Annotated in this window: 11 protein-coding genes; 6 read left to right on the forward strand and 5 right to left on the reverse strand. The window is 45.0% G+C overall.

Annotated features, from left to right (window positions below):
- Positions 1-3 precede the first annotated feature (3 nt).
- From A0256_19990 to A0256_20010, 5 genes are all read right to left on the reverse strand, one after another.
- Positions 4-663: a succinate dehydrogenase gene (locus tag A0256_19990; protein ID AMR33541.1), complete on the reverse strand. Its 660-nt coding sequence runs from the start codon at positions 661-663 to the stop codon at positions 4-6.
- Between the two features lie 105 nt (positions 664-768).
- The gene (locus tag A0256_19995) at positions 769-2,199 is read right to left on the reverse strand and encodes an anion permease (GenBank protein AMR33542.1); all 1,431 of its coding nucleotides are present in this window, start codon (positions 2,197-2,199) and stop codon (positions 769-771) included.
- A gap of 8 nt (positions 2,200-2,207) precedes the next feature.
- Complete coding sequence (locus A0256_20000) at positions 2,208-3,332, reverse strand: porin (protein ID AMR34630.1); 1,125 nt, start codon at positions 3,330-3,332, stop codon at positions 2,208-2,210.
- A gap of 475 nt (positions 3,333-3,807) precedes the next feature.
- A complete protein-coding gene (locus tag A0256_20005) occupies positions 3,808-4,665 on the reverse strand; it encodes a hypothetical protein (GenBank protein ID AMR33543.1) in 858 nt (285 codons plus the stop codon).
- Positions 4,666-4,766: 101 nt separating this feature from the next.
- Positions 4,767-6,548 (reverse strand): hypothetical protein, encoded by a 1,782-nt coding sequence (locus A0256_20010; GenBank protein ID AMR34631.1) that lies wholly within the window; start codon positions 6,546-6,548, stop codon positions 4,767-4,769.
- Between the two features lie 164 nt (positions 6,549-6,712).
- Between A0256_20010 and A0256_20015 the strand changes: the two genes are divergently transcribed.
- The 6 genes from A0256_20015 to A0256_20040 all read left to right on the forward strand — a co-directional run bounded on the left by A0256_20015 (position 6,713) and on the right by A0256_20040 (position 13,961).
- The gene (locus tag A0256_20015; GenBank protein AMR33544.1) at positions 6,713-9,106 is read left to right on the forward strand and encodes an ATPase; all 2,394 of its coding nucleotides are present in this window, start codon (positions 6,713-6,715) and stop codon (positions 9,104-9,106) included.
- Positions 9,103-9,264 carry a cytochrome oxidase maturation protein gene (locus A0256_20020; protein ID AMR33545.1) on the forward strand — a complete coding sequence of 54 codons (162 nt, stop codon included), beginning with the start codon at positions 9,103-9,105 and terminating at the stop codon, positions 9,262-9,264. The genes A0256_20015 and A0256_20020 overlap by 4 nt, the downstream gene beginning before the upstream one ends.
- An 81-nt stretch (positions 9,265-9,345) precedes the next feature.
- Positions 9,346-11,469: a cytochrome C oxidase Cbb3 gene (locus tag A0256_20025; GenBank protein AMR33546.1), complete on the forward strand. Its 2,124-nt coding sequence runs from the start codon at positions 9,346-9,348 to the stop codon at positions 11,467-11,469.
- Positions 11,470-11,480: 11 nt separating this feature from the next.
- The gene (locus A0256_20030; protein AMR33547.1) at positions 11,481-11,672 is read left to right on the forward strand and encodes a hypothetical protein; all 192 of its coding nucleotides are present in this window, start codon (positions 11,481-11,483) and stop codon (positions 11,670-11,672) included.
- Complete coding sequence (locus tag A0256_20035) at positions 11,669-12,586, forward strand: cytochrome C (protein ID AMR33548.1); 918 nt, start codon at positions 11,669-11,671, stop codon at positions 12,584-12,586. The genes A0256_20030 and A0256_20035 overlap by 4 nt, the downstream gene beginning before the upstream one ends.
- 1 nt (position 12,587) lies before the next feature.
- A complete protein-coding gene (locus A0256_20040; protein ID AMR33549.1) occupies positions 12,588-13,961 on the forward strand; it encodes a cytochrome c oxidase accessory protein CcoG in 1,374 nt (457 codons plus the stop codon).
- The last annotated feature ends 1 nt before the right edge of the window (position 13,962 follow it).

Genomic DNA, 13,962 nt, shown 5'->3' on the forward strand with positions numbered 1-13,962 from the left:
GGATCAGTTATTAAAATAAACAACAATGGGTATCAGCATAAAGCCACCGGTAATAAAGGCTGTGAAAAGCCAGCCGGTGTAACGCACCAGCTTTACAAATTTTGGATGATAAAGCCCGAGCGTACGCGCTGCGCTAAAAAAACCATGGAGAAGATGAAAACCCAACGCCACGAAGGAAACCTCATATATGAGCACGTACCACCATTGATGAAACGTAAGCACCACAACGCTGTACATATCTTTATAACCCTGTTTATCTAAAGCCATGTTGGTAAAATCACTTACATACCAAAAGTCTTTTAAATGGATCACCAAGAAGATGAGGATCACCGTGCCGAGCAGGCCCATATTACGGCTGTTCCAGGGGCTAACAATGCTGCGTTTATCATACACGTATTTGGCACCATTTGCATTTTTTGTTTTAGCGGCCAATATCAGCGCGTAAACCGCATGCGCAACGATAGCGATTAGCAAGATCCAGGAAACTATCTTAATAAACATATTACCGGCCAGCAGGTGCGAGTACCAGTTAAATTGGTCTTTGGCCTCGGCAGCAGGTAACAGTAACTGAAGGTTACCCAGCAAATGTATCACCAGAAAAAAGCAGAGGAACAGGCCCGTACCCGCCATAACGAGTTTATATTGAATGGTCGTTTGTTTCATATTTATTGGTATCGGCACTAATTGATAATAGTTAATCGCGTTCACTGAAAGACGAGGGCGAATGTACCCGAACAGCCCGAACACACCCGAACATTAAACTTTTGGCTACCATAAGCCGATGACCTTCCACCAAAGCCCGCCCACAATAAACCAAACCAGCAGGAACAGCACACTCATAAAAAAGCCTTGCTTCCACCAATCCTTCATGTCCACATAAGTGCTTCCGAAAAAAATGGGTGCCGGTCCGTGCCCATAGTGTGTCAGTGCGCCCATCAGTGTAGGGCAGGCACCTAAAAAAATGGCCAGCATTACCGGCGGTACGCCCACTGCAATACCAACCGCTAAGAAAACAGAGTACATTGCGGCTACCTGCGCAGTTGCACTGGCGAACATGTAATGGCAATAAGAGTATACCAATATGATAAGCGGAAAAGCCAACTGCCAGCTAAATTGCTTCATGCTGCCGCCCACCAAATGGCCAAACCAGCCTATTAACCCGAGCGAATTAAGGTATGAGCCCATCATTACCAAAGCAGAGAACCATACGATGGTATCCCATGCGCCTTTTTCAGATTTAACATCTTCCCAGGTTAGCACTCCGCAAAGCAATAGGATGCAAAGGCCGATAAGTGCGCCAGTGGTGGCATCTATCGATACCAGGTTGCCAAAGATCCAAAGAACCAGCAAAATGATAAATGTGGCTACCATGAGCCATTCCTGCAGGGAAATCCGGCCCATTTCCTTCAGCTTTTCAGCAGCCATTGCGGGTGCTTCCTTGGTTTGCTTTAATTCGGGCGGGTAAAACTTATAAAGAAATAGCGGTACCAACATAAAACAAACCAGCCCGGGTACAGCTGCTGCCATGGCCCAGCTACCCCAGGTTATCGTTACTCCTAAATCCCGGGCAAATTTTTGGGCCATAGGATTACTGGCCGTTGCGGTAAGGAACATCACCGAGGTGATCATATTGGCATTGTAGCTGCTTAGGGTGAGAAATGCCCCTATCTTGCGGTGTGTTTCGGGTTTTTCCGGTTCGGAACCCATATTCACCGCTATAGATTTCATGATTGGGAATATCACCCCGCCTGCACGTGCCGTATTGCTGGGGATAGCAGGTGCCAGGATCAGGTCGGCGGTATTTAAACCGTAGGCCAAGCCCAATGTGCTTTTACCAAACAGTTTTATAAAGTTATAAGCCAACCGGTTACCCAACCCAGTTTTAATAAAACCCCGGGCAATAAAAAAGGCAAGACCGATGAGCCAGATGGTTGAATTTCCAAAACCGCTTAAAGCATTTTTAATAGCATCAACAGGTTTACCCGGTGCCAACACCTGGGTACTGGCACAAAGTGTAATACCCAGCATAGCCATGGTACCCATAGGCGCTGCTTTTAATATAATGCCAACAATGGTTGCCACAAAAATGGCCAGTAAATGCCAGGCATTTGGTTTTACGCCTTCGGGTACCGGTATAAACCAGATAACGAGGCCAACCACCAGGGTGATGGCTAACGATTTTAAATTGATCTCTTTCATGATAGTAATTAAAAGCGTACCTGTAGTTGGAGATAAGCCAGGTTATGATTGTAAGCTGTAGTAAGGGGTATATTTTTTTGGTATAGATCGATAGATACGCCCAGCTGGAGCGCAGCGTAAAAATCGTCAGCAAATATTAGCGAAGCGTTGGGGATAATTGTTTGCCTTGCGTTATGGGCAAGCTTATAGCTTTCATTAAAATATTCGTAGCGGGATGAGAATTCTATGGCTCTAACCCTGCGCATATTGGCATTATATCTAACAATCGGGAAGATGTAAAAACCCTGCATGCGCACATCTTTCAGGATAGGCTTTACCGTTAAAGTATTGTACAAGGCAAAATTTGTCCCGGTTTTATATTCACCGCCCAAACTAACATCCCATTTGCTGTTCAGTGCTAAGCCGCCTTTAAAATCTATCCCGAGTGCAGTGCCTTTACCGGCCCCCAAACTTCCCTGGCCTGCATTAATGCCCAATGTTAGGCCTTTAAGAAGGTCGCCCTCCAAACGCGCATAAAAGTTTTTAGTATTATCGTTATCATTGGCCTGGTTACGGTTATTGCCGTTGTAGGCCCCTGCGTAATACCTTAGCTGGCCACCTTTGTTGATGTTGCCAAATACAGCCACACCCGTTTGGAAGCTTTGCCAGCCGCTTGCGCCAAAGGCATAGTATTGGTTGGAGTAATCAAGCGTGCGAATAATATCGTTAGGCACAACATCCTCAATACCGAAAAAAGGCCTGAACTGACCAGCCTGCACATTAAAGTGGTTATTTAGCGAATATTTAACATAGGCGTTCTCCAGCACTTTATTAGCCGGATCGCTGCTGAATTCTGCAAAGTTCATCAGCAGGTTAGCTGAGAAGTGGTCATTGACGGTACCTTTTACTACAAAGCGCACCCGTTTCAACATAAATGTGTTGGTGATCTTAGGGGTAGTGGCCGTCGCATCAAAGTTCTTACCGTTCACATCTACATTTTTGGTGAGCGAGCCCAGGAACCGGGTTTGAAGAAGACCGGCGAAGGTGATAGATCTTTTATAGGTGGAAAAGTTTTTTATAGTATCGGTATTCACTTTGAAGTTTGCACCTGCTAGTTGTGCTGTAGCCCGTAAGCAGACAAAGTGAAACAGGATGAGAAAGGTGATATTTTTCAAATGGCGATGATAAAAGAACGTTCAATTAAATTTTGCAAGGGTGCTTAAAGTCAGTTTGGAATTCACAAACCTGAATAGCTTAAGATGACTGGTAAACTTTAAAACCTGGATACCACGTTTACAGTGTTTACCCATTGATCAAAAACTGATTGGTAAGCGGTTTAAGCAGAATAGCTGGTTAGCGAAGCTATTAGTTCCCGCAGAATGCCTTTTGGGCGATCTGAGCAGCATTCTTATAGTCCAGATGCAACCGTAATTGCTGCGCGCTAATGTTGAAGAGGGTGTGTTGATTAACATGCCGTAAAGATGACCCCATTAAAGAGGCGTTTAGATGATGGTGGGCATCTAAAAAAATGATGCCTACAGGTGGATAAGTTGATGCGTATCACTTTATCCGCCAGTAGGCATCGTATCTTTTAACGCGGCCGCAAAAGTCTCTACCCAATCCAAACCTTTAATGGTCGGATTGGTAAACCAACAAGGGTATGGATATATGCGCGGCCATCTTTTGGGTATGGCTCAGTTTTAAGATATCATCAATAAAATCATAGGGCCCGTGGTTCATAGCCAGCATGTCAATCTGCCCGTGTTCGCAAAGCCATTCTAAACCTTTTTCGGGAGTGCTATCCTTTAACGCCCGGTAATAAATATGCGGGTAGTCAGCCTGGTTTGATAAGGTAGTTAGCAATTGGTCTATCAAAGGCTGCAGGGCGGTAGAATGATCATTTTTTTTGTGAATATGCGTTAACAATATATCAGCATTTAAAAGCCTGGCAAAGGCTATCAGTTTGTAAATAGATGGGATATCTTTTTCAACCTGGTTAAAATCTGTAGCAAAGGCAATCTTTTTAATTTTCCCGATAGGTGATTTGGGCGGGATGATTAGAAGGGGTTTGGCTACGGTATCAATTAGCATGCTGCAGTGATTACCTGATAAAAAGCTGCTGAGACCATCACTGGCGTGGCTGCCGGTTATCACTATGTCTATTTCGGCATCAGTCAGGTGTTCTACTACATCCGTAACTCTTCCGGCTTCGCTGATGTAGTTTACAAGGGGTTTAAAAGTATCAGAATAATCGTTTTCTTCCAGGTGAGCTTTCAACCTTTGAAGTTCGGCGATGCTGTAGGCGCTCAATTCCTCGCCCTGAGAAGCGGGCCAAATAATCGTTCCGGCCTGTGGAATTTCTGCGGGAACCGTTACCACGTTTGCCAAAATGATATTGGCTTTGATTTGTTTGGCCAGGTTATAACCGTAAGCTGCGGCGTGGGCGGCAGTTGTCGAAAAATCTGTTGAAATGAGTATGGTTCTCATTGAAATTGTTTTTTACTATTTTGATCCGGAATAAACTAATGCCGGCCCTACCGTACGAGCATAAAACTCGGTGCAGCTTATATAAACTTATTGAGTCCCGCTTAAATGGAGATGCTGTTGAGCTTTATTTCAGAAGCCCCTAACTCTTCGTACCAGCTATGCATTAGCTGCGACGCCTGATCCGGCACATCGCTGAACAACTGTTTGTAGTAGGCTATCCCACTTTGCAGTTGTGCTTTAAATTTAACAAACTGTTTTACCTTCTTATCGTTAAGTTCTTTTAACTGCGATTGAAGATCGGTTTGCAAATAATCGATATACAGGTTAAGTTCTTTGATAAACATATGCGGCCGCTTAACATTAGCCAACAGATCCAGTTTACCATAAATGTGCTTCACCATTTCATCCAGCGAATACGCCCTGCTAAAGTAGGCCAGGTTAGGCCCGGGGCAAACGGCAACTGCTGTGTTTTCTTTGGTTTTGGCGATGTTGTATTTGATATATACCGACGAGCAGAGTCCTTCGCAAAGGCAGATCTTTTCCGTTATGGCATTATATTGTTCCTCATATACATCAGCGTTAAGGCCCGAGGCCTGCAATTGTTTTATTTTTAAATGCTGATATTCCCTGGACGCTGTGCAGATGGGTTGTACGGTAAATTCGGTATTGGTACACAGATATTTTTTAGTACAGGGGCTGCCTGGTTTCCCTGCCGCCATTCTCGCCAGCCTTTGCGTTTCACTGCCGGCAGGCTTAAAGTTATTAAACAGGATGCCCAGTGGGGATGAAGCGCTTAGGTAATAATCTTTTTCTGCCGCTACCGAAAGCTGGGTTAAGGTTTCATCGTCTACATTAGTGGCTTCGGGAACTAATAAAAACGGGCTCCCCCATCCGGTCGCGTCCACCTCATAGTTTTTTACCAGGAAGTCGTTCTCTGCTGCGGTGCCAATGCCCCCCTGCACACTTAGCCTTTGTTTGGGGGAGGCTTCGCAAATTATACCCCTTTGCAATAATGCCGGCCGATACAGCTCCTGTAGTTCTTCCGCCATCTCAGCCCGCTTTTGTTTAAACTCCTCCAGTATCGGGCCCAACAGGTATCCCTCTGTAGCAAAGGCATGCCCGCCGCAATTCAGGCCCGATTCTATCCGGAATTCGGACACCCACAAGCCTTTTTTTGCCAGGAATTTGGCCTGGATCAATGCAGACCTGAAATCGCTTACTTTTAAAATGATCTTCTTCTGCAGTTCGCCATTTTCGTTTGGAAAAAATGCGTCGAAAGTTTCGAGATAACTATATAGTTTGGGATTCATGCCCGCCGATAGGATAACCGATGAGCAAAGGCTACTATTAGCAAATCCTCGCAGGGCTGCCTGGGCATCCGTGTGCTCATCTCCCATATAATCTCCCGCAGCAGTAAAGTTCATCCGGTCTACTTTCGACATGATATTTACATCAATGGCGCCTTTAGTCATGCCATGCCGCAAAAGTTGCTGGAAAATCTGCTTGCTAACGCCCTCGGGGTATTCCGTCATCAGGTCATAACCGGCTTTTAACTGGGAGTTATCGGGCAGCAATTCAAAATAACGGCAAATATCGCTGCCATTTTCAAATGGCTGATTTCGTAGATCATCAAACTGCATCGTAACCAATTCATCCACAAGGTTTAAATAGGCTGTGATCCGGCGTGCCCTGGCGTCGACTGATTTTTTGGCAATAGGTATAAATGGCAAATTATTTTCAACAGCATGATATTCGCGCATCCGTTCTATGAGGTCATCGTCAACAATAGACAAAACGGACGAGATGCCGTAGCGGGCAACTTTCAACGGCGTATCGATAGAAAAACCCAAACCTAAAACGGGGATATGAAAAGTGTGGCTCATGATTAAACAGATGGATAAGAAATGGCTTTTATCAGCAATTTCAATTTCCAAAGGTATCCTGGTCCGCAGTTTCAAAAACTGACTAAGGTCACTTTTCTGCGTATTGGTGGTCACGTTTTACCGAAACTAAAGGCTGCAGATTTGAAGACTAAAAACCCCGGGGAATGCAGCAGTATACAACCATAGAAAAATCCGCCTGTTATCATTGCGGCGATGATTGTGAAACGCAAGAATATATTATTGAGGATAAAAGCTTTTGTTGCCGTGGATGCAAAACTGTGTACGAGGTATTATCGGCCAGTAAAATGGGGAATTATTATAGCTATAATGATCACCCCGGTTTTAATCGTGCCCGTACAGACAAGCGGTTTGAATATTTAAGTTCGACAGATATTGTTAACGAATTGATAGACTATACAGACAGCCAGGTAACCATCGTCACTTTTTATATTCCACATATCCATTGCAGTTCCTGCCTGTGGCTGCTGGAGCAACTGCACAAGATTAACCCGGCTATACATTACTGCCGGGTTGATTTTTTGAAAAAGCAATTGAACATCCGTTACGATCATCAAAGGATTAATCTACAGCAAGTGGTAGAGATTTTGTACGATATAGGTTACGAACCGCTGATCAGCCTGCAGGATGTCATCAAAAAACAGAACCAAGTAATAAAAGACAACCTGGTACCCAAAATAGCAGTAGCTGGTTTTTGTTTTGGGAACGTTATGTTGCTTAGTTTTCCCGAATATTTTGGGATCACAGCATCAGAACATACGCTCAGGCAGGTTTTCGGATGGCTAAATGTTCTTTTTGCGCTGCCGGTAGTATTTTACAGCGGGTGGGGCTATTTTGTTGCTGCCTGGCAAAATATTAACAAAAAAGTATTTGGGATTGATTTTCCGCTGGCGCTGGGCATCGCCGTACTGTTTATACGAACCATTGCTGAAATAGCCACCCAAACAGGTGCAGGTTTCGCCGATACGCTTTGCGGGCTGGTCTTCTTTCTACTGATTGGTAAGTTCGTTCAGAAAAAAACCTACCACCACATCTCTTTCGAAAGGGACTACCGGTCGTTTTTTCCGGTTGCTGTTCAAGTCATAAAAAATGATGCTGTTCATGAAGTTATTTCATTGGCCCAACTAAAAACAGGTCACCGTATATTGATCCGGCATAATGAGATCATCCCTGCAGATGCTATACTGTTGAAAGGGGAAGCGCTCATCGATTTTAGTTTTGTAACCGGCGAAAGCGTCCCTGTGAAGAAAACTTTGGGCGAAGTTATTTACGCAGGCGGCAGGCAAACCGGCGAAGCTATTGAAATGGAGGTAGTTAAACCTGTTTACCAAAGTTACCTTACCCAGCTTTGGAACAACGAGGCGTTTACGCGGCAAAAGGACAGCCGGATACAAACCTTTAATGAAAAGGTAAGCAAATACTTTACTATCGCACTGCTGACTATCGCTTTTGGCTCGCTGCTTTTTTGGCTCCCCACAGATCTAAGACGGGGGATTGCTGCCTTTACTGCTGTGCTGATCGTAGCCTGCCCCTGCGCGCTTGCCCTGAGCACACCGTTTACCATGTCGGCAGCGCTCTCCATTTTCGACCGGAATTTTTTCTACCTCAAAAACGTAGCAGTTGTAGAACAAATGGCGGCTATTGATACCATTGTATTTGATAAAACGGGCACCATTACCACCGGGAACAGCAACCAGATCCAACTACAGGGGTTCATGTCGGCACAGGAACAGCAGCTGATCTACAGCGCTTGTATCAATTCTACACATCCATTAAGCAGGATGATTTGCCAATACCTTGGCAACCAGCAAAGGCTCAGCCTAAACAGGTATGCAGAAATGCCAAACCTTGGCATAATGGCAACTATTGCCGGCCAAAATATTCGTGTGGGGAATGCTAAACTGGTATTAGGTTACAAAGAGGAAGCGACTCGAGTCACCAGGGTTTACCTGATGATTGACAACAAATTGCCTGGCTTTTTTGAATTTTCTCACAAGTATCGCGAAGGAATGCAGGACATCAGCAAACTCCAGCCGCAGTACCAGGCCTATTTACTGTCTGGTGATCAGGACCATGAACGGGAAGAACTTGGCCATTTTTTCAGGGAAGCAAATGATATGCACTTTAACCAGTCGCCACAGCAAAAGTTAAATTTTGTACAGGCCTTACAGCAGCGTGGCCGGCAGGTGATGATGATGGGCGACGGGCTAAATGATGCCGGCGCTTTAAAGCAAGGCGACCTTGGCATTGCGGTTACGGATGATGTGAATAATTTTTCGCCGGGAAGCGATGCTATTATGGATGGCCGTTCGTTTCATAAACTGCCTGCTTTTTTAAAGTTCTCTAAAGATACGGTCAACATTATCCGCTTTTCGTTTTTGATATCACTTACCTACAACTTTATTGGGCTCAGCTACGCTATTACGGGTATGCTTTCGCCGCTCACAGCCGCAATACTGATGCCTTTAAGTACTATTACCATCATCTCATTTACAAGTTTGGCCACCCATTTCGCGGCAAAAAAAAGAAAACTGGCATGAACATCCTCTATTTCCTTATAGGTTGCAGCGTATTGCTGGCCCTACTTTTTTTAGCTGCTTTTTTCTGGGCACACCGCAATGGGCAAAATGACGACCTATACACAACATCCATGCGCATGCTGCTGGATGAAGAAACCGAGCCACCTGCAAAAAAGTGATGCCAATCACTTTAGCGGATAATTCTGGTCACGCTTCAACTTCTCTGCTCCCGCTATTTTTACACCATCTTAAAACACACTATGCAGCCTGAAAAATTTTACTACGATAATAAGATAGTTCGCGACTTTGGTATAGCCACTGTTATATGGGGGATCATCGGCATGACGGTGGGCCTCATCGTCGCCATTCAGCTCTACGCCCCCGGTATGAACATGAATAACCAGTATACCACTTATGGCCGCATCCGCCCTTTGCATACCAATGCGGTGATCTTCGCCTTTGTGGGTAACGCCATATTTATGGGTGTTTACTACTCTCTCCAACGGCTTTTAAAAGCACGTATGTTCAGCGATTGGCTGAGCAAGATCCATTTCTGGGGCTGGCAGCTCATCATCGTATCTGCGGTGATCACCTTGCCACTGGGCTTAACTACCTCACACGAATATGCTGAACTGGAATGGCCTATTGATATTGCCATTACTATTATCTGGGTAGTATTTGGGGTGAATATGTTCGGCACGATAATTAAGAGGCGCGAAAGACATTTATACGTTGCCATATGGTTCTACATCGCAACATTTGTTACCATAGCAGTTTTGCACATCGTCAATTCTGTTGAGCTGCCTGTATCCGCCTTTAAAAGCTACTACGTTTATGCAGGTGTACAGGATGCGCTGGTACAGTGGTGGTACGGCCATAATGCCGTTGCTTTTTTCCTTACTACGCCTTACCTGGGCATGATGTATTATTTCCTGCCCAAAATGGCAAACAGGCCTATTTATTCCTACAAATTAAGCATACTGCACTTTTGGGCGCTTATCTTTATTTACATCTGGGCGGGGCCGCACCATTTATTATACACTACGCTGCCCGGCTGGGCACAATCACTGGGTATAGCCTTCTCTATTATGCTGATCGCACCAAGCTGGGGCGGAATGATCAATGGTTTGTTAACCCTTAGGGGCGCATGGGATAAGGTGCGGGATGATGTAGTCCTGAAATTTATGGTGGTTGGCTTAACTGCCTATGGCATGGCTACGTTTGAAGGCCCCATGTTGTCTTTAAAACAGGTGAACGGCTTTGCCCACTTCAGCGATTGGATTATTGCCCACGTTCATGTTGGCGCTTTAGGATGGAACGGTTTCCTGACATTCGCGATTTTGTACTGGGTTATTCCGCGCATTTATAAAACAGCGCTTTATTCTAAGAAATTATCTGCCTTCCATTTTTGGATCGGTACCCTGGGTATCTTATTTTATGCTATACCTATGTACTGGGCGGGTTTTACCCAAAGCCTGATGCTGAAGGAGTTTACGCCTGAGGGGATGCTGAAATACCCCAATTTTTTAGAAACTACACTTCAGATTTTGCCGATGCATATGATGCGTTCTGCCGGTGGGGCTATGTACCTGTTGGGTGTAATTGTAATGGCATATAATTTAGCCCGCACCATGTTGCAGGGAAGTTTAGTAGCCAATGAAGCTGCACAGGCTATGCCTTTGGCGCCCGCCAGCACGGTGATAAAAGAAGGGACCTGGCACCGCACGCTGGAGCGTAAACCTATCCAAATGATGATTATTGCGCTGCTGGTAATTCTTGTGGGAACATTTGTTGAATTGATGCCTACGCTCACCATAAAATCAAACATCCCAACCATTGCCAGCGTTAAGCCCTATTCTCCGCTTGAACTTCAGGGCCGGGATATTTATATCCGGGAAGGCTGTGTTAACTGCCACTCGCAAACGGTACGCCCATTCCGGTCGGAAACGGAACGATATGGCGAATACAGCAAAGCTGGCGAATTTGTATATGATCATCCATTTTTGTGGGGGTCTAAAAGAACCGGTCCGGATTTGGCCAGGGAGGGGCAAAAGTATAGCAATGCTTGGCACTACAATCACCTGATGGATCCAAGATTGATGTCTTTCGGCAGTATTATGCCCAATTACGACTGGCTGATTTCACAGCAGCTGGATACAACTACCACCGCAGCAAAGATCAACGCTATGCGCAGCCTGGGCGTACCCTATGCTCCGGGATATGAAAATATAGCTAATCAGGACCTGGATAAGCAGGCTAAAGGAATTGCCGGCAACCTGGCGAAAGACCATATCAAAGTAAAAAGTAATAAAGAGATCATCGCTATTATTGCTTACCTGCAAAGGCTCGGTATGGATATCAAGGCAAATAAAAACGGTAAATAAACAACCCAATCATGTTTAAACAATTCACAGAAAATATCACCGCAAACCAGGGCTATTTGCTCTTTTCCCTGGCTATATTCTTCGTCTTTTTTGTTGTAGTCACCTTTATGCTCATCAAAATGAACAAAAATCATGTAGCTAGCATGAGCGATATGCCATTGCATGACGGGACCGGTGAAACGCTTAATACCAATAAGTTATGAAACCTATACCTATTTTTTCTATAATCGTTTTGGTGGCAACCACCTTTAGTGCAAGCGCTGCAAACGACAGCATGCTATCAGGCGAGGTACAGAATTACATCGGCTATGGCGCCTTTATGACACTTTTCCTCCTCATCGTTTTAGCAATGCTAATGCTGTTGCGAACATTTACGGTGTTGACAAAGATCACGCTGAAGGCTCAGGGCTATACCAACGAGCAAATTGAAGCGGAAATGCATCCTGCAAAAAAAGAGAAGAAGAAGGCTAAAGGTGAGGTTTGGAATAAATTGCTTTCGTTAAGGCCCATGGCTGAGGAGAAAGACTTGCTGATTGCACATGATTATGATGGCATCCAGGAGCTGGATAACCCCATACCGGGCTGGTTTATGTATTTATTTTACGCTACCATCATTTTTGCCGGGGGCTACCTTTTAAATTACCACGTTTTCCATTTTGGCCAGCTGCAGTATGAGGAGTATACTACCGAAATAGCACAGGCAGACATCGCAAAAAAGCTTTACCTCAGCAAAGCGGCAAACCAGGTAGACGAAACTACGGTAAAAATGGAAAGTGATCCCGAACTGCTGAAAGCCGGGCAAGTGATATTTATCCAAAATTGTAAGCCGTGCCATGGCGAACATGGCGAAGGAAGCGTGGGCCCCAACCTTACAGATGATTATTGGCTGCACGGGGGCAAAATAAGTGATTTGTTTAAGACCATTAAGTACGGCGTACTAAACAAAGGAATGCCAACGTGGGAAAAACAACTATCGCCAAAGCAAATTGCGGATGTTGCCAGCTTTATAAAATCATTACACGGCACCAAACCTGCCGGCGCTAAAGAACCCCAGGGGACCAAAGAACCGCAGGAAAACAAAGAAGAAGCCGGTGAAAAACTTGCCGCAAACAATTAATATGGACGCATTACTGGCTGGGAAAGAAACCGGGAAACGAAAATGGATGTACCCGTTGTTACGCCGCGGCCAACTTTATAAATGGCGCAGCCTCATTAGCTATGTTTACCTGGCTGCCTTTTTTGCCGGACCTTTTATCCGTATAAACGGGCAACCCCTGCTCCTGCTCAACTTTATAGACAGGCAATTTGTGATACTTGGGCAGGTTTTCTGGCCGCAGGATATTTTCCTGTTCGTGTTAGCTACACTGGTTTTTTTGGTTTGTGTTGTACTGTTCACAATTGTTTTCGGGCGTGTATTTTGCGGTTGGATATGCCCGCAAACCATTTTTATGGAGATGGTTTTCCGCAAGATCGAATATTGGATAGAGGGCGATGCAGCTAAACGAAAAGCTTTGGATGCGAGGGTTTGGGACAATCAAAAAGTAATAAAGAAAACGACTAAGCACCTGCTTTTTTTAATGGTATCTTTCCTGATAGCCAATACTTTTTTGGCCTACCTTACAGGCAGTGAAAGTTTGCTTAAAATAATTACCGAACCCGTAACCGCACATCTTGCAGGCTTTATCAGTATTTGGGTGTTCACCATTATATTTTACCTGGTTTATAGCCAGGTGCGCGAATTGGTTTGTACGGTGATTTGCCCCTACGGAAGGTTACAAGGGGTATTGCTTGACCGTGACACACTTGTAGTTGCCTATGACGATAAGCGCGGAGAACCCCGCGGAAGGCTATCTCGAAACGCAGATCCGGGAGCGATTAAAGGCGATTGCGTAGACTGTGGCCTATGCGTTGCCGTTTGCCCCACTGGTATCGATATCCGCAATGGCACACAGATGGAATGCATCAACTGCACAGCCTGTATAGACGTTTGCAACGAGGTGATGATCAAGGTAAAGAAACCACTGAATCTGGTGGGATTTTTTTCCGAGAACATGATCCACAATCAGGTGAAACCCACCTTTACCGGCAGGATGAAAGCCTACACGGCTGTAATAGCGATTATGATGGCTGTACTCTGCTACTTTATCTTCAGCCGCAGCGACTTAAATATGACTGTAATGCGCGGTGCGGGAATGCTTTACCAGGAACAACAGGGTGGCTACATCAGCAATATCTACAACGCAGAAATTATAAATAAAACTAAAAATGAAACGGCAATAACCATACAACCTGTCGATACGGCCATTAAGGTAAAATACATCCAGGCCCCGGGGCTAATTAGCGGAGGTTCATCTGTAAAAACAGTTTTCTTTCTGCTCATCCCGGTCAGCAGTATCCATGAGGCAAAAACAACCGTCAGCTTACAACTAATACAGAACAACAAGGTTAAGCAAACCGTAAAAACCGCCTTTGTAGGGCCCGTAAACGATTAAA

The sequence above is a fragment of the Mucilaginibacter sp. PAMC 26640 genome (assembly GCA_001596135.1).
GTDB lineage: Bacteria > Bacteroidota > Bacteroidia > Sphingobacteriales > Sphingobacteriaceae > Mucilaginibacter.

What these genes read in the sequence shown, in the direction of transcription:
- A0256_19990 (AMR33541.1), bottom strand. Translation starts at nt 663, where the DNA reads ATGAAACAAACGACCATTCAATATAAACTCGTTATGGCGGGTACGGGC.
- A0256_19995 (AMR33542.1), bottom strand. Translation starts at nt 2,199, where the DNA reads ATGAAAGAGATCAATTTAAAATCGTTAGCCATCACCCTGGTGGTTGGC.
- A0256_20005 (AMR33543.1), bottom strand. Translation starts at nt 4,665, where the DNA reads ATGAGAACCATACTCATTTCAACAGATTTTTCGACAACTGCCGCCCAC.
- A0256_20010 (AMR34631.1), bottom strand. Translation starts at nt 6,548, where the DNA reads ATGAGCCACACTTTTCATATCCCCGTTTTAGGTTTGGGTTTTTCTATC.
- A0256_20015 (AMR33544.1), top strand. Translation starts at nt 6,713, where the DNA reads ATGCAGCAGTATACAACCATAGAAAAATCCGCCTGTTATCATTGCGGC.
- A0256_20020 (AMR33545.1), top strand. Translation starts at nt 9,103, where the DNA reads ATGAACATCCTCTATTTCCTTATAGGTTGCAGCGTATTGCTGGCCCTA.
- A0256_20025 (AMR33546.1), top strand. Translation starts at nt 9,346, where the DNA reads ATGCAGCCTGAAAAATTTTACTACGATAATAAGATAGTTCGCGACTTT.
- A0256_20030 (AMR33547.1), top strand. Translation starts at nt 11,481, where the DNA reads ATGTTTAAACAATTCACAGAAAATATCACCGCAAACCAGGGCTATTTG.
- A0256_20035 (AMR33548.1), top strand. Translation starts at nt 11,669, where the DNA reads ATGAAACCTATACCTATTTTTTCTATAATCGTTTTGGTGGCAACCACC.
- A0256_20040 (AMR33549.1), top strand. Translation starts at nt 12,588, where the DNA reads ATGGACGCATTACTGGCTGGGAAAGAAACCGGGAAACGAAAATGGATG.